Source organism: Streptomyces sp. NPDC030840 (assembly GCF_055572015.1).
Genome location: NZ_JBVIEE010000020.1, coordinates 17300 through 37820, shown reverse-complemented (window position 1 = coordinate 37820; position 20521 = coordinate 17300). Strand labels below are relative to the sequence as shown.

General features: G+C 69.3%; 12 protein-coding genes. 4 read left to right on the top strand and 8 right to left on the bottom strand.

Annotation, left to right across the window (positions count from 1 at the left end; translation table 11 throughout):
• Positions 1–495 precede the first annotated feature (495 nt).
• Positions 496–1056, top strand: coding sequence for a hypothetical protein (locus ACZ49J_RS33050; protein WP_467450280.1), 561 nt, complete (start codon positions 496–498; stop codon positions 1054–1056).
• Here ACZ49J_RS33050 and ACZ49J_RS33045 read toward each other — a convergent pair.
• Both ACZ49J_RS33045 and ACZ49J_RS33040 read right to left on the bottom strand, forming a co-directional pair.
• On the bottom strand, positions 964–1791 hold the full coding sequence (locus tag ACZ49J_RS33045; RefSeq protein WP_467450279.1) for an alpha/beta hydrolase: 828 nt from the start codon (positions 1789–1791) through the stop codon (positions 964–966). The genes ACZ49J_RS33050 and ACZ49J_RS33045 overlap by 93 nt on opposite strands.
• Before the next feature lie 718 nt (positions 1792–2509).
• Positions 2510–3169 (bottom strand): TetR/AcrR family transcriptional regulator, encoded by a 660-nt coding sequence (locus ACZ49J_RS33040; protein WP_467450278.1) that lies wholly within the window; start codon positions 3167–3169, stop codon positions 2510–2512.
• Between the two features lie 184 nt (positions 3170–3353).
• Here ACZ49J_RS33040 and ACZ49J_RS33035 point away from each other — a divergent pair, with 184 nt between their 5' ends.
• Positions 3354–4283, top strand: coding sequence for an ABC transporter permease (locus ACZ49J_RS33035; protein WP_467450275.1), 930 nt, complete (start codon positions 3354–3356; stop codon positions 4281–4283).
• A gap of 22 nt (positions 4284–4305) precedes the next feature.
• Complete coding sequence (locus ACZ49J_RS33030; RefSeq protein WP_467450621.1) at positions 4306–5103, top strand: ABC transporter ATP-binding protein; 798 nt, start codon at positions 4306–4308, stop codon at positions 5101–5103.
• Positions 5104–5239: 136 nt separating this feature from the next.
• On the opposite strand, the gene ACZ49J_RS33025 is transcribed toward ACZ49J_RS33030, so the two are convergent.
• From ACZ49J_RS33025 to ACZ49J_RS33005, 5 genes are all read right to left on the bottom strand, one after another.
• On the bottom strand, positions 5240–6346 hold the full coding sequence (locus ACZ49J_RS33025; protein WP_467450274.1) for a glycosyltransferase: 1107 nt from the start codon (positions 6344–6346) through the stop codon (positions 5240–5242).
• Positions 6343–9240 (bottom strand): bifunctional glycosyltransferase/CDP-glycerol:glycerophosphate glycerophosphotransferase, encoded by a 2898-nt coding sequence (locus ACZ49J_RS33020; RefSeq protein WP_467450272.1) that lies wholly within the window; start codon positions 9238–9240, stop codon positions 6343–6345. Before ACZ49J_RS33020 ends, ACZ49J_RS33025 begins: the two co-directional genes overlap by 4 nt.
• A gap of 279 nt (positions 9241–9519) precedes the next feature.
• The gene (locus tag ACZ49J_RS33015; protein ID WP_467450271.1) at positions 9520–14472 is read right to left on the bottom strand and encodes an NAD-glutamate dehydrogenase; all 4953 of its coding nucleotides are present in this window, start codon (positions 14470–14472) and stop codon (positions 9520–9522) included.
• 635 nt (positions 14473–15107) lie between these two features.
• Positions 15108–15773 carry an HAD family hydrolase gene (locus ACZ49J_RS33010; RefSeq protein ID WP_467450269.1) on the bottom strand — a complete coding sequence of 222 codons (666 nt, stop codon included), beginning with the start codon at positions 15771–15773 and terminating at the stop codon, positions 15108–15110.
• Between the two features lie 123 nt (positions 15774–15896).
• Entirely contained in the window at positions 15897–16412 is a 516-nt protein-coding gene (locus ACZ49J_RS33005; RefSeq protein ID WP_467450267.1) for a DUF6912 family protein, read from the bottom strand.
• A 383-nt stretch (positions 16413–16795) separates the two neighbouring features.
• On the opposite strand from ACZ49J_RS33005, the gene ACZ49J_RS33000 reads away from it, so the two are divergent.
• Positions 16796–17365 (top strand): Rv3235 family protein, encoded by a 570-nt coding sequence (locus tag ACZ49J_RS33000; protein WP_467450265.1) that lies wholly within the window; start codon positions 16796–16798, stop codon positions 17363–17365.
• Positions 17366–17531: 166 nt separating this feature from the next.
• On the opposite strand, the gene secA is transcribed toward ACZ49J_RS33000, so the two are convergent.
• Positions 17532–20345, bottom strand: a complete 2814-nt coding sequence (gene secA / locus ACZ49J_RS32995; protein WP_467450264.1) for a preprotein translocase subunit SecA — start codon at positions 20343–20345, stop codon at positions 17532–17534.
• Positions 20346–20521: the final 176 nt, after the last annotated feature.

The following is a 20521-nucleotide window of genomic DNA, read 5'->3' as shown; positions in this document are numbered from 1 at the left end:
GCGGTAACCCCGCAGTCCGTTGAACCGGCAGCCGAGCAGGCATCTCCACCCATCGAACACCAGCAGACCCTCCGAGCGGATCCACGATGACGATTCCGGCCCAACTCCCGTCTCCGACACACTCGACCCGCACGACCGAGAACCGACGTGAACTGGCGCTACCCGGGCTCCTGCTCGGCGGAGCGCTGACCGTTGGGGCCTTCGCGGCCCTGCTGGCCGTCCTGAACGCGGTACCGTCCGGCCACAAGGCCCTGCCCGACTACCCGTACTGGACCTCGGAAGTCCCCCACGAGCTGGGTCGCGCGACTGCAGTGGGCTCTCGGAGACGTCACCGAACCGCAGTTCTACAAGTCCTGGATCGCCTCACTCGGCCTGCTGGCGGGAGCCACCGCCGGCTGGTGGGCCCTGCGGGCGAAGAAGCGGTGGGCCGAGGAGCCCATCGCCTACGGCACCGGGCTGTGGCCGTGGATACGCGGCGCGGCCGGCCTCAGCCTGATGCTGTCCAACGTCCTGTTCGGCGGCAGCCTCGACAGCGGTTGGCAGCCGACCTTCGTCCCCTTCGTGTGTGTCGCCACCTCCGTGGTCCTGGTCTACGGCCACGGCTGGACGAACCTGTTCACCGGCGCGATCCTCGGTGCGTTCACGACCCCGCTTGCCATGGTGCTCATCGACCATGTCACCGGGCCTCTCTCGCTCCCGCCGGTCGTGGCGAACACCACCTCCATGAGCGTCGGCGCCAGATCTTCATGGCAAACCTTCCCGTTCGCCGGGCATCCGGCCGCCGCTGAGACCGGGCAACCCTGTGGGGGGGGTGGCGCGGCTTCGGCGAACTTCTTCACGTCGTCCGTTGAGGGAGTGAGGTACGGGGGATCAACTGCGGTGGCGCGGCCATCCAGTCCGATCGCTTCGCGTCAGGTCGCCGGGCGGCGACAAGGCGCCGTGAATAGCGTTGTTGGCGGTTTGTCAGCTCGACGGGGTCCGGGCGTGGCTGGTCGCCCATTCGAGCGCGTAATCGGCTACCTGTTCCCAGCCGGGCTCGACACCGGTGAAGTGTGAGCGGTCCGGGAACTCGTAGATCTCGGTCAGCGCCTCGGAGTTGCGGTACTTCTTCGCGTTTGAGCGGATCACCGAGGGCGGCATCAGGTGGTCCTTCCCGCCCATGATGAACAGCAGCGGCGCCCGGTCGTCCAGGTCGTAGTCGATCCAGGTCTCCTGGTGGCCCGGCTTCCAGTTGGCTATCAGGCCGTAGGCCCACACCCAGCTGCCGGGCGCCGGGATGTGGAGGCGGTCGTAGGCCGCGTCGGACTCCTCCCGGCTGCAGGTGTTGGCGAACGCGTAGTGGAACTGCTCCTTGGTGAAGCCCACCGCGCGGTGCCGGTTGGCTGGGTTGGCGAGGATCGGGAACAGGGACTTGATCTGGGACGGCGGGTTCACCCGCACACCCTCGGGTGGCGCCGAGTCGATCGTCACGGCGGCGGCGCCCAACCCTCGGTTGACCAGGAGTTGGGTAAAGGTCCCGCCGAAGGAGTGGCCCATGATGATGGGCGGACGGCCCAGGTTCTCGACCACGTCGCTGAGATGGTCGAGGGTTTCGGGGACGGATGCCGCGGCGATGATCTCGGGCCTTTCGCGCAGCGCCTCCACCTCGATCTCGAACCCCGGGTACGTCGGCACGACCACCTCGTAGCCCTTCGCCCGGTAGTGCTGCGCCCAGCGATCCCAGCTTCGGGCGGTCATCCAAAGCCCGTGGATCAGCACGATCGGCGGGGCATTGGTCGTCGGCTCGCTCATGGCCCTCCTTCCGATTGCAGGGCTGTAACAATCGTCGACCTCGAACAGTGGTCGTACAACCGCAGCGATGATGTGGCGGCCCGTCGGCGGACGCTCTGCACCGCCGCCCCCCGGTGGGCGATCGCTTCCGTGGCTTCCTGGCTGTCCGCACATCGGCACGACCGGACGCCCAGTGTCGCGAAGTCCGCATTACGGTGCGTGCTGCTCGGTCCCCGGCAGATGAGGGCGAAACTGCACCAGTTCCGGGGCGACGTGGACCTGGACGGGTGTCCCGGACAGTCGCTTCGACAACGTGGCGTACCCAGGCTGAGCCCGTGATCCGAGCCCGTGATGGAGGTAGATCCGGTGGAAGGGGCCGCCTGGCCAATGGTGCCCGGAAGACTCGCATTCGATGATCTGCCCGATCGCGACCGAGGTGCGTGACTGATCTGGGCCCCGCAGCCGGCCCTCCACCTGCTTCGGCCTCGGCTCGGGCAGCAACAGCGCAGTGGTGGTACGGGCCGGGTGTGCGACTGCACGGATGCGATCATGCCTCGGAGGGACGAGGCTGCTTGGGGTAATGCTGCGCTGCCTGCCCAGTGGCGGGACGCGTTGACGCTCCGCGGTCAGACCGTGCAGGAGTGCGACAACGACCTCCGACGCTGTTCGTGCGGGTACTCGCGCCCGAGCTCCTCGCCCCGCGGGCCGCGCCCGGCGGCTGAGCACCCCCTGACCAGGCCTACAGCGCCCGCAGCGCCGCCGCCGTCGCCCGTGCCAGGCTCCCCAGGTACTCCTTCGGCAGCTTCGGGCCCCGTACGACCACCGCCCGCCAGTACAGCGGGCCGGAGATCAGGTCCAGGGTCAGGTCCTCGTCGATCCCGTCCCGTACCTCCCCGCGGGCGACCGCCGCCGCGACGATGCCGCTCGCCACGCTCTGCTGGCCCTCGCGCAACGCCTTCTGCATGGCCTCGGCGATCTCGGGGTTGCGGGCCGCCTCGGCCTGGAGGTCGGGGATGATCTGGCCGGCCACCGGGTGGCGCAGGGCGCGGGACGTGACCTCGTAGAGCAGGCGGAGGTCGCCCTCCAACGAGCCGGTGTCCGGCATCGGCAGGCCCTGGACCGCGACGGCGGAGACCAGGTCGAGGACCAGGTGCAGCTTCGAGCGCCAGCGGCGGTAGACCGCCGTCTTGCCGACTCCCGCGCGCCGGGCGATGCCCTCGATGGACATACGGCCGTAGCCGACGGCCGCGAGCTCCTCGAAGACCGCCGCCCGGATGGCCTCGGTCACGTCCTCGCGGAGCACGGCCGCCCCGGCGGGGGCCCGGCGGCGCGGCTGCCGTGTCGGCTGCGAGGGCGGCCGCGTCGACCGCGCTGCGGGGGCGTCGGCGTTCGAAGTCATACGGACCAGCATAGGGGCGTTACGACGAGACGGTTGCGTTCCGACGTATCTTCGGCCTACGCTCGCGTTACGACGATACGGTCCCGTCCCGACGTAAGGGCAAGGCAAGAGCAGGGCAAAGGCACCCCCAAGCCGCAGCCCCCGACGAAACGGGACGCCACCCCCCTAGCCGAAAGCAGCGGATGTGAGCAGCCAGGTACTCCACACACCGCCACCCACCACGCCCCTCCCCCAGGCACCGGCGGGCGAGTCCCCCGCGATGCTCGCCGCGCGGTACGGCCTGAGCGTCAGCGGCGCCCGCCCCTCCCTGCCCGAGTACGTACGGCAGCTGTGGGCGCGCCGGCACTTCATCACGGCGTTCGCCACGGCCAAGCTCACCGCCCAGTACAGCCAGGCGAAGCTGGGCCAGATCTGGCAGGTGGCCAACCCGCTGCTCAACGCGGCGGTCTACTACTTCATCTTCGGCGTCCTGATGGGCACCAGCCGGGGCGTGCCGGACTACATCCCGTTCCTGGTGACCGGTGTCTTCGTGTGGACGTTCACCCAGAGCTCGATCATGGCGGGGACGCGGGCCATCTCCGGCAGCCTCGGACTGGTCCGCGCGCTGCACTTCCCGCGCGCCGCGCTCCCGATCTCGTACGCGCTCCAGCAGCTCCAGCAGTTGCTGTTCTCGATGGCGGCCCTGGTCGTGATCCTGCTCGGCTTCGGGGTGCCGGTCACCGCGTCCTGGCTGCTGATCGTGCCCGTGCTCACACTGCAGTTCGTCTTCAACGCCGGCGTCGCGATGATCATGGCCCGGTGGGGCGCCAAAACCCCCGACATCTCCCAGCTGATGCCGTTCGTGCTGCGCACCTGGATGTACATGTCGGGCGTGATGTTCAGCATCAGCAGGGTGCTCGACCACAGCGACCTGCCCCACTGGTCGCGCGTCCTGCTGGAGTCCAACCCCGCCGCCGTCTACATCGACCTCATGCGGTTCGCACTGATCGACAGCTTCCACGCGAGCGAGCTCCCCCACCACGTGTGGGCCTACGCCCTCGGCTGGGCGCTGCTCGCCGGCATCGGCGGGTTCATCTACTTCTGGAAGGCTGAGGAGACGTACGGCCGTGGCTGACATCACCCTGACCCCTGAGGCCATGGCGCGGGCCGACGCCCCCGCCGAGCGCGTTCCCACCGTCATCGCCGACCGCGTCGACATCGTCTACCGGGTCAACGGCACGGGCGCGGGCCGCGGCAGTGCCACCGCCGCGCTCAACCGCATCCTGCGCCGCAGGCAGACCGAGAAGGCGGCGGGCGTCCGCAAGGTGCACGCCGTGAAGAACGTGTCCTTCACGGCGTACCGGGGCGAGGCCATCGGGCTCATCGGCACGAACGGCTCCGGCAAGTCCACGCTGCTGAAGGCCGTGGCCGGGCTGCTCCCCGTCGAGAACGGCCGCATCTACACCGACGGCCAGCCCTCCCTCCTCGGCGTCAACGCCGCCCTGATGAACGACCTCACCGGTGAGCGCAACGTCCACCTCGGCGGCCTCGCGATGGGCATGTCCCGCGAGCAGGTCAAGGAGCGCTATCAGGAGATCGTCGACTTCTCCGGCATCAACGAGAAGGGCGACTTCATCACGCTGCCGATGCGGACGTACTCCTCCGGGATGGCGGCGCGGCTGCGGTTCTCCATCGCGGCCGCCAAGGACCATGACGTGCTGCTCATCGATGAGGCCCTGGCGACGGGGGACCGCTCCTTCCAGAAGCGGTCCGAGTCCCGGATCCGTGAGCTGCGCAAGCATGCGGGGACGGTGTTCCTGGTGAGCCACAACAACAAGTCGATCCGGGACACGTGCGATCGGGTGCTGTGGCTTGAGCGGGGTGAGCTCCGCATGGACGGGGCGACCGGGGAGGTTCTGGAGGAGTACGAGAGGTTCACAGGCGGGAAGAAGTAGGGGCGCCCGAGAGCTCGGGGGAGCTGTCGTCCTGGCGGTGCGGGTTGTTCGTGGTTGCTCGCGCCCACGCGGCGGAGCCGCACATCGCTACAGCCCCGCGCCCCTTGGCAGGGGCGCACCCCCCGGCCTTGAGACGTCACCTCTCCAGGAACGCGAACAGCTCCTCCCAGCGGCGGACGATCTCGTCCGTCGTGTAGCGCTGGATGTTGGTGCGGGCCGTGTCGCCCATGCGGTCCCGCAGGTGCTTGTCCGACATCAGCACGTCCAGTTTGCGGGCCAGTTCGCCCGTGTTGCCGGGGGCGGCCAGCAGGCCGTCCTCGCCGTCGTGGATGATCTCGTGGACGCCGGGGGCGCAGTCGAAGGCCGCGCACGGGACGGCGGTGGCCATGGCCTCCATCAGGGCCAGGGGGAAGCCCTCGCCCCGGGACGACTGGACGAAGACGGAACCGCCGCGCAGGGCGCCGGGCACGTCGCTGGTGCGGCCCATCCACTCCACCGAGTCGTCGAGGCCCAGCTCGGTGCACTGCTTGCGCAGCATCTCCTCGTCCTCGCCGGAGCCGTAGATCCGCAGGGTCCAGTCGGGGTGGCGCGGTGCGACCTCCGCCCAGGCGTCGAGGAGCATGTCGATGCCCTTCTGGTCGTGCAGCCGGCCGATGCTGACGACGGCCTTCTCGGTGCGCGGCGAGGGTTCGGCGGGTATGAACGGCAGCGGGTTCGGCATGAAGGATGTGTTGTTGAGGCCCTGGTTGATCCACAGGTCGGCGTCCTCGCGGGTGAGGACGAGCATGCGGTCGACGTCCTGGTAGTGCTTCAGTACGCGCCGGAAGCGCGAGCTCCTCTTGCTGTACTCGAACGACTCGTGGCTCATCCCGATGACGGTCAGGCCGGTCGTGTCGGCGAGTTCCACCCACTCCATCGCCCACACCTGCGTGACGATCACGATCCCGCCGGGGCGCGCGCCCCTGAAGAGGGAGGTCAGGTGGGCGGCCTTCTCCCGCATGCTCGCGTCCCGGGCACGGCCGGGGCGCGGGGGCTGCCCTTCGTACAGCGTCGTGGTCGGGTACGGGAGGTCGCCCAGCTCCATGGGGACCTCGGGCGGAGTGATGCCGACGACGTGGACGCGGTGCCCGCGCTCGCTGAACAGCCGGGCCATCTGGTGCGTCCAGCTGGCCACTCCGCCCAGCTCGTTGACGCTGTTGGCGACGAGGAAGACGTCCCTCGACGGGTACGGGTACGGGGTCACGCTCGCCTCCACTGAGCGAAGAACTGGTCGACGATGCTCCGGGCGGCATGCCCCTTGTCGTACTCGCCGAAGTCCGCGAGGAACCGCTCGCGCGCTCCGGAGTGCTTGGCCGACTGCTCCTCCAGGGAGCCGAGCGCCGCGTACAGGTCGTCCTCGGTGCGGACGACGGGGCCGGGAGCACGTTCGAGCAGGTCGAAGTAGGTGCCGCGGCCCTCGTGCACGTACTCCTCGTAGTCGTACGTGAAGAAGAACATCGGCCGGTCGAGGAGCGCGTAGTCGAACATCACGGACGAGTAGTCGGTGATCAGTCCGTCGGCGAGGGCCAGCAGCGGGGTCACGTCGTGGTGGGACGACACGTCGATGACGCGGCCCCGGACGGACGGCGGGAGCACGACGTGGTTGAGGTAGTGGGAACGGACGAGGAGGACGTACCGGTCACCGAAGGTGTCGGCGAAGCGCTCCACGTCGAAGGGCAGCTCGAAGCGCCGCTGCCCGCGCTGACGGAAGGTGGGCGCGTACAGGAGGACCTTCTTGTCCTGCGGGATGCCCAGTTCGGCGGCGAGGGGCGGGCGCTCCGAGGACTCCCGGGCCCGTACGAGCGCGTCGTTGCGCGGGTAGCCCACCCTCAGCAGCGTCTTCTCCTTCAGGCGGAAGGCGCGCGCGAGGGTGCGGACGTCGTGCTCGGAGCGGACCAGGAAACGGTCGAAGCGGTCCAGGACGCGCTGCTGTTCGGCCTGCTCGGTGCGGGAGCGGAGCTTCCACTCGGGCTCGTCGAACCCCATCCGCTTGAGCGCGGAACCGTGCCAGGTCTGGATGTACGTCGTCTCGGGACGCTTGGTGAGCTTGAGCGGGTAGCTCTGGTTGTCGATCCAGAACTCGGCGCGGGCCAGTGCCTTCAGGTACGGCATCGACCAGCGGCGGACCAGGACGGCGTCCTTCGGGAAGCCCTCCGGCTTGTCCGCGTACGCCCACACCGCTTCGAAGTCCAGTCCCTGGCGGCGCATCTCCTCGTAGAGGGCGCGGGGGCTGTCGCTGTACTGCCGGCCGAGGTGGCTCTCGAAGACCACCAGGCGCTTCTTCACGGGCAGCCGGCTGAACGCCTCGTGGTAGAGGCGGATTTTGGTGTCCCCGGAGGCGAGCGTCTTGCGCACCTTCTTGGCCTTGCGGTAGCCGGACTTGGCGAGCCGTCCGGGGGCGCCGTGGATGCCGCGCTCGACGAGGGCGTTCGCCTTCTTGTCGGGGACGAGCCGGAAGGCGAGGTGCCCGCGGGAGGAGATCTGCGGTTCGATGCGGTCGGCGACCAGCCGGGTGAGCCGGGGACGGACGGGCAACTGCCCGGTGGCGAGGCCCGGTTCGGAGGCCGTGAGCCGGGTCGTGGTGCGCACGCCGTCGACGCCGAGGTGGAGCCGTACGTCCCACACCGCGTCCACGATGCCGACGGGCCTGAGCTCCCGCGTGAGGTCGGCGACCGCCTCCCAGGCGATGAACTCGCCCTCGTGCCGCAGGTCCGCCACAGGAAAGCGGAAGACCTGGAAACGGACGCCCTTGCGGCGGGCGCCGAACTCCAGCTCGCCGGTGAGACGGGCGCCCGGCGGGACCACACCCAGCGGGTTGGTGATGCGCCCGGCGAGGCGGACCGTGCCGCCGGCGCCGCCGTATGCGCCCTGGTACTCGGTCAGCTCGTTGCGCAGGAACAGCTTCTCGACCGGCTTGGTGTGGTAGCCGAGCTCGGTGACGTCCAGGACGCGGCGGGCGAAGTCCCCGTCGGCGGGGTCGTCCAGGTGCTCGGCGCACCAGTAGATCCGGCCGTCGCGCTCGACGAGCGGCGCGGAGACCTTGTTCCGGTTGGTGAGCGTGTCCACGGCGGGCAGCAGGTTGTCCCAGTCGCTCTTGCGCAGCAGATAGGCGCAGATGGCGTGGATCGGCTCGGTCTCGTCGTACGCGGCCGGGTCGATCGACTCCAGGTACTCCCGGGCGATCGCGGCGAACTCCTGCCGGTAGGCGGCGTCCCGGAACGGCAGGTCCCGCAGGTGCAGCACGAGGTCGTGCTTGAGGAACTTGACGTCCTTGTGGAACTTCAGCTGCTCCAGTCCCCGCTCGACGAGCAGCTGGTCGACCCGGCGGTGGATCTCCATGCGGTGGGTGAAGTTGGCGATCTCGGCACGCCGGTTGCTGATCGACTTCGTGACCGCCTTGTCGACGACGTTCCAGTCGTAGACCCGGTTCGGGATGAGCGTGATGCGGCGGGCAGCGGTGTACGCCTGTGCCGAGAACAGCAGGTCCTCGTAGTGGATGCCGACGGGGAACTCCAGGCCGTTCTCCAGCAGGAAGTCACGCCGGTAGCACTTGTTCGTCGACAGCGTGTCGAAGACCAGCAGGTCGGGGAGCTCGGAGATCGACTCCAGGGTGCGGGTGGCCGCGTACAGCCAGGGGTACCACTTGACCTCCTTGCCACCGCGCGAGTCCACGTGGACGCGGACGCAGAGCCCGGAGACGAGGTCGGCGCCGGTGGTCTCGGCGGCCTCCAGCATGTTGCGGCAGGCGTTGCGCTCCAGCACGTCGTCGCTGTCGAGGAACAGCACGTAGTCGCCGCGGGCCTGCTGGATGCCGTGGTTGCGGGGGGCGCCGCAGCCGCCGCTGTTCTCCGGCAGCCGGTGGGCCTGTACGCGTCCCGGGTACTCGGCGGCGAGGCGCTGGGCGACCTCGTACGAGCCGTCCGTGCTCCGGTCGTCGACGATGACGACCTCCACGCTGCGCAGCGTCTGGTCCAGCACGGAGCGCACCGCCGTGGGAAGCCGGGCCTCGTCGTTGTAGACGATCACGACGACGGACACGGCGGGCGGTGCGGCGGCGGGCGGTGCCTCGGGCTCGGGTGAGCTGCGATCCACGTTCATCCCATTAATCGTAGACATACCGGTTTAGATCGACTACGTGGAGTAGTCCACGTGCGGTCCATCTGAGGGCCACTTGGGTAGATGTCACGAGAGCTGGGTGGGTTGCTTCCGCGCTGCGCTTCCGAAGGGGTAGCCGGGTCCGTTTCGCGGCTGCGGGTCGTTCGTGGCTGCTCGCGCAGTTCTCCGCGCCCCTTGAAGGGGCGCGGAGAACTGCGCGAGCGACCCCCACGGGCCCGCAGCCGCGAAACCAACATGAGCCACCCTCGACGGGAGCGCACCCTACGAATGCGTGCGCAGCAACGTCCTCATCGTCCGCATCGCCACCGACAGATTCGCCAGATCGAACGTGTCGGAGCTCTGGATCTCCTCCAGCGTCAGCCGCGCCCGGCCCAGGATCGCCGCGTTCTTCTGCTCCCAGCCCTTGTAGCGCTGCTCGGGCGTGGCCTCGCCGTCGCCCACGGCCAGGACGTCGGCCGTGACCGCCGCGTGGGCCGCGTAGAGGTCCTCGCGGATGGCCGCGCGGGCCATGGACTGCCAGCGGTCGGCGCGGGGCAGCTCGATGATGCGGTCCATGAGCTGGGTGATCCGCAGCCGGTCGGCGAGGTCGTAGTACACCTCGGCGACCTCCAGCGGCTCCCGGCCCACGCGGTCGGCCACGGCGACGATGTCGAGCGTCGGGAAGGCCGAGGAGAACCCGGCGACCCGCGTGGCGAGCTCGGCCGGGACGCCCGCGTCGGTCAGCTCGTCGTAGATCTTCTGGTACCACTCCAGGTCGGCGCCGCGCAGCAGCTTGGCCAGCTCGGCCCAGACCCGCTCCACGCCGTCCTTGAAGAACGCGATGGTCCCGGTGAGCTCCAGTGGCTGCGGCCGGTTGTTGAGCAGCCAGCGCGTGCCGCGTTCCACGAGCCGGCGGGAGTGCAGCCGGATACGGGTCTGGACGGCGGCGTCGACCTTGTTGTCGAGCGCCTCCACCGCGTCCCACACCGCGCTGGAGTTGAAGATCGCGCGGGCCGCGGTCTGTGCCCGGACGATCTCCTCCAGGGAGGCTCCCGTCTCCTCCCGCAGACGGTGCAGGAAGCTCGTACCGCCCGTGTTGACCGTGTCGTTGACCAGGACCGTCGTGACGATCTCGCGGCGCAGCGGGTGGCTGTCGATGTTCTCCGGGAACTGTTCGCGCAGCGCGGTCGGGAAGTACGCGTACAGCAGGCCGGCCAGGTACGGGTCGTCGGGCAGCGAGGTGTGCAGCAGCTCCTCGGCGACCGTGATCTTCGTGTAGGCGAGGAGGACGGCCGTCTCCGGGCCGGTGAGCCCGTGCCCGGCGCTGAGCCGCTCGCGGATCTGCCGGTCGGTGGGCAGGAACTCCAGCGCCCGGTCGAGGTGGCCCTCGCGCACCAGGTGGCGCATGAAGCGCTGCTGGGCGTGGAGCATGTCCTTGGACTGGGCGAGGGCGTTGGCGATCGCCGTGTTCTGCGCGTAGTTGTTGCGCAGCACCAGATGGCCGACCTCGTCGGTCATCTCGGCGAGCAGCTTGTTGCGCTGCTTGACGGTCATGTCGCCCTCGGTGACCAGTCCGTTGAGCAGGATCTTGATGTTCACCTCGTGGTCGGAGGTGTCCACGCCCGCGCTGTTGTCGATGGCGTCGGTGTTGATCTTCCCGCCACGCTGCGCGAACTCGATCCGGCCGAGCTGGGTCAGGCCGAGGTTGCCGCCCTCGCCGACGACCTGGACCCGGAGGTCCCCGCCGTCGACCCGGATGGCGTCGTTGGCCTTGTCGCCGACGTCGGCGTGCGTCTCGGTGGACGCCTTGACGTACGTGCCGATGCCGCCGTTCCACAGCAGGTCGACCGGTGCCTTGAGGATCGCCTTCATCAGGTCGGCCGGGGTCATCTTGGAGACCTTGCCCTCGATGCCGAGGGCCTCACGGATGTGGCTGTTGACCGTGATCGCCTTGGCCGTACGGGGGAACACGCCACCGCCGGCGGAGATCAGCTCGGTGTCGTAGTCCTCCCAGGAGGAGCGCGGCAGCTCGAAGATGCGGCGCCGCTCGGCGTAGGAAGTGGCCGCGTCCGGGTTCGGGTCGATGAAGATGTGCCGGTGGTCGAAGGCGGCGACCAGACGGATGTGCTCGCTCAGCAGCATGCCGTTGCCGAACACGTCACCGGACATGTCGCCGATGCCGACGACCGTGAAGTCCTCGGTCTGGGTGTCCACGCCCAGCTCCCGGAAGTGCCGCTTCACGGACTCCCAGGCACCGCGGGCGGTGATGCCCATGCCCTTGTGGTCGTAGCCGGCCGAGCCACCCGACGCGAAGGCGTCCCCGAGCCAGAAGTTGTAGCTGTTCGCGACCTCGTTGGCGATGTCCGAGAACGTCGCCGTGCCCTTGTCGGCGGCGACCACCAGGTAGGTGTCGTCCTCGTCGTGCCGTACGACGTCGGCGGGCGGCACGACCTCGCCGGCCACCATGTTGTCGGTGATGTCGAGCAGCGCGGAGATGAAGGTCCGGTAGCTCCTGATCCCCTCCGCCATCCACGCGTCGCGGTCCACGGCCGGGTCCGGCAGCTGCTTGGCGACGAAGCCGCCCTTGGCGCCGACGGGCACGATGACGGTGTTCTTCACCATCTGCGCCTTGACCAGGCCGAGGATCTCGGTGCGGAAGTCCTCACGCCGGTCGGACCAGCGCAGGCCACCGCGCGCGACCTTGCCGAACCTGAGGTGCACGCCCTCCACCCGCGGCGAGTACACCCAGATCTCGAACGCCGGGCGCGGCGCCGGAAGGTCCGGGATGGCCTGCGGGTCGAACTTCATGGACACGTACTCGTGCCACTTCCCGCCGTGCGTCTCCTGGAAGAAATTCGTGCGCAGGGTCGCCTTGATGACGGTCAGGAAGGACCGCAGGATCCGGTCCTCGTCGAGGCTGGCCACCTGGTCGAGCGCGCTGTCCAGCTCCTCGAAGAGCGCGTCGACGAGCTCGAGACCGGCCCGCTGCCGCTCCGGCGACATCCGCGCCTCGAACAGGTTCACGAGCAGGCGGGTCGTGTGGACGTTGTTGCGGAGGGTGTCCTCCATGTAGTCCTGGCTGAAGGTGGAGCCCGCCTGGCGCAGGTACTTCGCGTACGCCCGCAGCACCATGGCCTCGCGCCAGGTGAGCCCGGCGCTCAGCACCAGCGCGTTGAAGCCGTCGTTCTCGGCCTGCCCGGTCCAGGTCGCCGCGAACGCCTCCTGGAACCGCTCGCGCCCGTCGTCGCCCAGGACGTCGCCGGTGCCGCTCAGCGACTTGGGCAGGCGCAGCCCGAAGTCGTAGATCCAGGCATTGCTGCGGTCCTCGCAGCGCAGCTCGTACGGCCGCTCGTCGACGACCTCGACACCGAGCCGCTGCAGGACCGGCAGCACCGCGGAGAGGGAGACGGACTCGCCCCGGCGGTAGATCTTGAACCGCCGCTCGCCGGGACCGGCGCCCACGGGCTCGTACAGGCTGAGCGCGAAGTCCTTGCCGCCCTTCTCTCCGTCACCGAGCTTCTCCAGGTGGACGAGGTCGGCGACGGCTGCGCGCGGGCTGTGATCGGCCTTGTATCCCTCGGGGAGGGCGTTGCCGTAGCGGCGCAGGAGCTCGGCGGCCCGCTCCTCGCCGAGCTCGGCGTTCAGCGCCTCGGAGAACCCGTCGGACCAGGAACGCGCGGCCTCCACCAGCCGGTCCTGGATGCGCTCCTTGTCGGCGTCGCTGAGCTGGGGCAACTCGGTGCCCTGTGGAACGCGGACCACGAAGTGCAGGCGGGAGAGGATCGACTCGGTGTTCCAGGCCGTGAAGTCGACGCTGGTGCCGCCGAGTTCCTCCTTGAGGATGTCGATGATGCGCAGCCGTACGCCGGTCGTGTACCGGTCGCGGGGCAGGTAGACGAGGGCCGAGTAATAACGCCCGTACTCGTCCTGGCGCAGGTAGAGCCGCAGCTTGCGCCGCTCCTGCAGGTAGAGCACGGAGGTGACGATGGACTGCAGCTCGTCGACGGGTGTCTGGAACAGCTCGTCGCGCGGGTAGGTCTCCAGGATCTGCAGCAGGTCGCGCCCGTCGTGGCTGTTGGGCGAGAACCCGGCGCGGGCCAGCACCTCGTCCACCTTGCGGCGGATGACGGGCACCCGCCGGACGGACTCGGTGTAGGCGGCCGAGGAGAAGAGCCCGAGGAACCGCCGCTCCCCGACCACGTTCCCGTCCTCGTCGAACTTCTTCACGCCCACGTAGTCGAGGTAGCTCGGCCGGTGGACGGTGGCGCGGCTGTTGGCCTTGGTGAGGACGAGCAGCTTGTGCTCGCGGGCCTTGGCGCGGGCGTCGGCGGGGAGGCGCTCGAAGGAGGGGCTGACGGGATGGCTCTCCTCGGCGTGGTGCTGCGGGTCGGACCGCAGGATGCCGAGACCGGTCCCCGGAACGGCGGCCAGCGAGTCGTCCTCCCGCAGCTCGTACTCCCGGTACCCGAGGAAGGTGAAGTGGTCGTCCGACAGCCAGCGCAGCAGCTCGCGGGCCTCCTCGACCTCGTCGCCCCGCAGGTCGTCCGCGGTGGGCTCGGCGGGCAGCTCGTCGGCGATACGGACCGCCGCGTCGCGCATCTTCTCCCAGTCCTCGACGGCCTCCCGCACGTCGGACAGCACACGCAGCAGGTCATGGGTGATCTGCTTCAGATCGGCCCGGTCGGTCTCACGGTCGATCTCGACATGAATCCACGACTCGGTGTGCGCGTCGTGCGGCAACTCGCCGACGGACGGCGTGGGGAGCACCTCGATGAGCTTGCCGGTGACGTCACGCCGCACGATGACCTGCGGGTGGATGACGACATGGATGCCGCGCCCCTGCCGCGACAACTCATTGGTGACGGAGTCGACGAGGAAGGGCATGTCGTCCGTGACGACTTCGACGACAGAGTGGCTGCAGGTCCAGCCGTTCTCCTCGACGGTCGGGGTGTGGACCCGCACGTTGGCCGTGCCCTGGGGGCGGTTCTCGGCCAGCCGGTAGTGGGAGAAGGCTGCCCCGATGATGTCGACCGGGTCGCGGTCGGCCAGGTCCTCCGGGGCGGTGTGCAGGTAGTAGCGCTGCAGGAACGCGAGCATGGTGTCCCGGTCCGAGGTGCCGGGAGTGCCCTCGCCCGTCGTCCCGGTGGGTAGGTGCCCCCCGACCGGGCTGTTCTCAGCTACCCGAGCGGCCCTCTCCAGCAACTCGGCCTTGGCTTCGTCCAGCTTGGTCTGCATTGTCCTCTGGCTCCTGTCGCGCGCCGTTGCGTGACGTAGAAGGAAGTACGGTCCCTTCCCTGCCGACGTGACGCCGTGACGCGGGGTGTCCGGTCCTGATCCGACGCTATGCCGCAAGGGGAGATGTGCGGGGGTTTCTGAGCCATTTTTGAGCTCCCCGACGGGTGTGACGCTGCTCTCGGAGGCGTCACGGTCGAGGAAGTGCTCGGCGTCCCGGGAAACCTCGATGTCCCGCCCCGCCCGCGAAGACCAGCGACCGCCGCCCGGTCACGGCTGTCGACCGTGCTCTCCGGGCGCAAGGCAGGGACGACGAGGCCCCCGCGAGATATCGCGCTGATCACGCCACAAGGCTATCGCTCTGGACGGGTGCCCCGTCATGAGCCGTATGTGTACAAAACCGGGGCTGAAAGTTTGACGTTCTGCACACCTCACCAAGGCCACCGCCCCACCCACTCCGACAGCCACGGGTTCCGCACCGTCCCGCGGCCCGGCGCTCCGGGGCCCTCGGCGGAACCTGGAGGACGCCAGGGGCAGGGGGCGGGCCCGGAGGGAGAAAACGCCCGGCCCCCACCGAAAACCGCCCGGCGTTTGATGACGAGCCGCACGGAGGCCAACGGCCACCCGGCCGACAGCCGTCAGGCCGCCAACCGCTCGGCCTCCGCGACCGCCTCCTCCAAGGTGTCCACCACGGGCACCCCCACCACCTCGAGGCTGGCGCGACTGTGGGAGCCCCCGGTGTACAGCACCGCCTGCGCGCCCACGTGCCGCGCGGACACCGCGTCGTCGGCCGCGTCCCCGATCACGACCACCCTGGCCGGCTCCACACCGGTGAGCGCGCCCACGTGCCGGACCATGTGCTCGGCCTTGCTGCCCCCGGACGGCCCGGTCCGTCCGTCGACGCGCAGGAAGTGCGGCTCGATCCCGAACCCCCGCACCAACGGGACCAGCTCCTCATGCCCGTACATGCTGAGGATCGACTGACTGCGCCCCGCCGACTGCCAGTCCGCGAGCAGCGTCGGCACACCAGCGGTCAGCCCGCAGGCCGTGCGGTGCTCCGCGTAGTACCGGTGGAAGACCTCGTCCATGATCTCCCACTCCTCGTCCGTCGGCAGCCGCCCTATCAGCCGCTCGTAGAACTTCGGCACCGGTACGCAGTACAACGCCCGGTACTGCTCCAGCGTGAGCGGCTCGATGCCCAGCTCCGCGAACGCCGCGTTCGTCGCCCCGATGATCGCCTCGTTGTCGTGGAACAGGGTCCCGTTCCAGTCCCAGACGATGTGCGCTGCTCCGTGCTTCCCCATACCAAGAACGTACCCGGCACGACTGACAACGCACCGTGACCACACACCGCACGCCGGTGTGTGGCTGCCTCACGCCGGTGCGCAGGACCGGTCCGGTCGAACCAGCGGACCGGTCGCCGCAGGTCAGTCCCCCAGTCCCACCAGGCTGGCGATCTCCTGCGTGGCGAACCACAGCAGCTCGTGGTCCTCGGCGCCGTCCACGACGAACTGGGCGTCGTCGTCACCCTGATCGGCCGCGCCCAGCGCGTCCGCGGCGGCGGCCACATCGGTCTCCGCCTCGTCGGAGTCGACATGCACGGCCGCCGCTTTGGCCAGCGGGACCGGACCGGCGACCCGTACCTCCCCGAGCGCCGCCGGATCGAGACCTCGGTCGGGATCGGCCACGGCGGCCCCGTCTGCGACGTCGACGGCGACGACCACCCGCCGCCGGGCCACCCCGGGCTCCACCGCGAGGAGCCGCAGCGAGGCGAGGGCGGCACGGCTGAGGGCCGCGTACTCCAGTTCCTCGATGTCGTCGGAGAGGTACCACTCGCGCAGAGCGGGCGTGACGGCGTACGCGGCGAACAGCCCCTCTCCCAGCTCACCCGTCTTGTACGCCTCGGCGAGACCGGGAAGGGTCAGGGGGACGTAGACGCGCATGACGAGCCGCTTTCGTAGTCGGGAAAAGGCGGGAGTGGTCAGGAACGGCCACCGGAAGGGCACGGGGGAGGCTCCGGCAGGACCGGTCCGTGGTCCCGCACCTCCGGTGAGTCACCCCAGGATACGTGCGGGTGTCCCCCATCGGGTTCCCACCCGGGTCGTCCACGGCGTCCACCCACCGCTCCCGGATCACCCGGTGCACCCCCGTACGCCCAAGGGTTCCGCCCCTGCGAACCACCCTGATAGGTGAAGATTCCGGCCGCCCCGACACAGCCCCGTCTTCGTTGCGGCGCCCTCCTCCGACCCCGTACAAGATCCCCGACAGCGAAGTTACCGACCGGTACCAAGAAGCGGTCGGCGCACGGAACGGATCGGGGACTCCCATGAACAAGGTCATGACCAGGACTCGGCGTCACACCGGCACCCGCCCGCCCGTCCGGCACGACACCCGCCGCCCCGGCGGCACCCCGACCCGCACGGCTCCGGGCCGCAGCCGCCCCTCCACGGCCCCCGGCGCGGGCTCCGCCGCGGCGGCCGGCGCGGCGCTCCTCGGCAGCCGCGTCCGCTCCACGCCACCCGGCGCGGCCCCACTCCGGCCCGTCCCTCCCCAGCTGCGCCCCACCGACCACTTCGCCGAACTCCTGCTGGCGGTCCTGAGCGGTCAGCGTCCGGTCCACAGCATGCTGCGCCACACCGTCGGCCGCGCGTACGACGAACTGGCCTGGCTCGCCGAGCGCGGCCCCCTGCGCACGACCCGCGGCACCCGCCCGGTCGTCCGTGACATCGGCTACTTCGAGCCCCGCCCCGGCGCCCTCGAGGTCTTCGCCCGCATCGGCGCCGGTGACCAGCTCCGCGCCATGGCCTTCCGCCTGGAACACGGACCCGACAACCGCTGGCGCTGCGCAGCCGTGGAACTGGGCGGCCCGAGGATGCCCGACACGGACGACGACTGACCACACGGCCACCCACCGCACGACCACCGACCACACGACCACGGACCACCGGCCACCGACCACACGACCACCGACCACCGGCCACCGACCACCCGCGCGCACGCAAAAGGGCCGGGCACCCTCAAGTGCCCAGCCCTCCACACGGCTGTCCCGCCGAGCGTATCCGCTACTTCTTGCGGCGCCGCCCGCCCTTGGCCTGCTTGCGGCGCTCCGCGCGCGTGAGGCCGTCGGCCTCGGAGCGGACGGGCTCGTCCTCGGCGAAGTCGCCCTCGACGATGCCGCCCTCACCGTCCACGGTGGGCGCGGAGAAGTGCAGCCGCTCCCTGCGCTGCGGGGCCTCCAGGCCCTTGGCGCGGATCTCGGGACGGGCACCCGCCTGGGCCGGCACCGCGTCCTCCTTCTTCTCCAGCGACGGCTTCGCGTCCTCGACCGGAACCTCCTCGACCTGCTGCTCGACCTGGACCTCCAGGTTGAACAGGTAGCCGACGGACTCCTCCTTGATGCCCTCCATCATGGCCTGGAACATGTCGAAGCCCTCGCGCTGGTACTCGACCAGCGGGTCCTTCTGGGCCATCGCGCGCAGGCCGATGCCCTCCTGGAGGTAGTCCATCTCGTAGAGGTGCTCACGCCACTTGCGGTCCAGGACCGACAGGACCACCCGGCGCTCCAGCTCGCGCATGATCTCGGAGCCGAGCTGCGCCTCACGCGCCGCGTACTGCTCGTGGATGTCGTCCTTGATGGACTCGGCGATGAACTCGGCGGTCAGCCCGGCGCGGTCGCCGGCCGCCTCCTCCAGCTCGTCGATGGTCACCTTCACCGGGTAGAGCTGCTTGAAGGCGCCCCACAGCCGGTCGAGGTCCCACTCCTCGGCGAAGCCCTCGGCGGTCTCGGCGCTGATGTACGCGTCGATCGTGTCGTCCATGAAGTGCTTGATCTGCTCGTCCAGATCCTCGCCCTCGAGGACGCGGCGCCGCTCGCCGTAGATGACCTCGCGCTGGCGGTTGAGGACCTCGTCGTACTTCAGGACGTTCTTACGGGTCTCGAAGTTCTGCTGCTCGACCTGCGACTGGGCGGAGGCGATCGCGCGCGTGACCATCTTGTTCTCGATCGGCACGTCGTCCGGGACGTTCGCCATCGACATCACGCGCTCGACCATCTGGGCCTTGAACAGCCGCATCAGGTCGTCGCCCAGGGAGAGGTAGAAGCGGGACTCGCCGGGGTCGCCCTGACGGCCGGAACGACCGCGCAGCTGGTTGTCGATACGGCGCGACTCGTGCCGCTCGGTGCCCAGCACGTAGAGCCCGCCGAGCTCCTCGACCTCTTCCTTCTCGGCCTTCACGGCCTGCTCGGCCCGCTCCAGGGCGTCGGGCAGGGCGTGGGCCCACTCCTCGATGTGCTCCTCGGGGTCGAGGCCGCGCTGGCGCAGCTCCGCCTCGGCGAGGTCCTCGGGGTTGCCGCCGAGCTTGATGTCCGTACCACGGCCGGCCATGTTCGTGGCGACCGTCACGGCGCCCTTGCGGCCGGCCTGGGCGACGATCGTCGCCTCACGGTCGTGCTGCTTGGCGTTCAGCACCTCGTGCTGGATGCCTCGCTTGGAGAGCTGCTGCGAGAGGTACTCGGACTTCTCGACCGACGTCGTACCGACGAGGATCGGCTGGCCCTTCTCGTGCTTCTCGGCGATGTCGTCGACCACCGCGTCGAACTTGGCGACCTCGGTGCGGTAGATCAGGTCCGACTGGTCCTTGCGGATCATCGGCTTGTTGGTCGGGATCGGGACGACGCCGAGCTTGTAGATCTGGTGGAACTCGGCGGCCTCGGTCATCGCCGTACCGGTCATGCCGGAGAGCTTGTTGTAGAGGCGGAAGAAGTTCTGGAGGGTGATCGTGGCGAGCGTCTGGTTCTCGTCCTTGATGTCCACCCCTTCCTTCGCCTCGATCGCCTGGTGCATGCCCTCGTTGTAGCGGCGGCCGGCGAGGATACGGCCCGTGTGCTCGTCGACGATCATGACCTCGCCGTCGATGACGACGTAGTCCTTGTCCTTCTTGAAGAGCTCCTTCGCCTTGATGGCGTTGTTCAGGTAGCCCACCAGCGGCGTGTTCACCGACTCGTACAGGTTGTCGATGCCCAGCCAGTCCTCGACCTTGGTGACACCGGACTCGTGGATGGCGACCGTGCGCTTCTTCTCGTCGACGTCGTAGTCGCCGGTCTCCTCGACGCCCTTCAGCGGGTTGCCGGCCTCGCCGCGCTTGAGGCGCGTGACCAGCTTGGCGAAGTCGCCGTACCACTTGGTGGCCTGGTCGGCCGGGCCGGAGATGATCAGCGGCGTACGGGCCTCGTCGACGAGGATGGAGTCCACCTCGTCGACGATCGCGAAGTTGTGGCCGCGCTGGACGAGCTCGTCCTTCGACCAGGCCATGTTGTCGCGGAGGTAGTCGAACCCGAACTCGTTGTTCGTGCCGTACGTGATGTCGCAGTTGTACTGCTCGCGGCGCTGGGCCGGCGTCATGTTGGCGAGGATGCAGCCGACGCTCAGGCCCAGGAACTTGTGGACGCGGCCCATCATCTCGGAGTCGCGCTCGGCCAGGTAGTCGTTGACCGTGATCAGGTGCACGCCGTCCCCGGACAGCGCGTTCAGATACGCCGGCAGCGTGCCCACCAGGGTCTTGCCCTCACCGGTCTTCATCTCGGCCACGTAGCCGAGGTGGAGGGCGGCGCCGCCCATCAGCTGCACGTCGTAGTGCCGCTGGCCGAGGACGCGCTTGGCCGCCTCGCGGACGGTCGCGAAGGCCTCGGGCAGCAGGTCGTCGAGGCTCTCGCCGTCGGCGTAGCGCTGCTTGTACTCATCGGTGAGGGCCCGCAGCTCGGCGTCGGAGAGGTCGACGAAATCCTCTTCGATGGAGTTGACCTGGTCCGCGATGCGGTGCAGCTTGCGCAGGATCTTGCCTTCGCCTGCACGCATGATCTTCGAGAGGACGGACACGGGGGTTTGTCTCCTTGCCGATCGGGCCTGGGACGGTCGGTTTTCCAATGACAGCTTCAATGACAGCTTCAATACCAGTTGAGCAACGGCCATCGTAAGCGAGGACCCGGCCGTGCCGGGAGGTCTGGCCGTGACAGCCACCAGGACAACGGACGCGCGAGACGGATGGTGCCGCG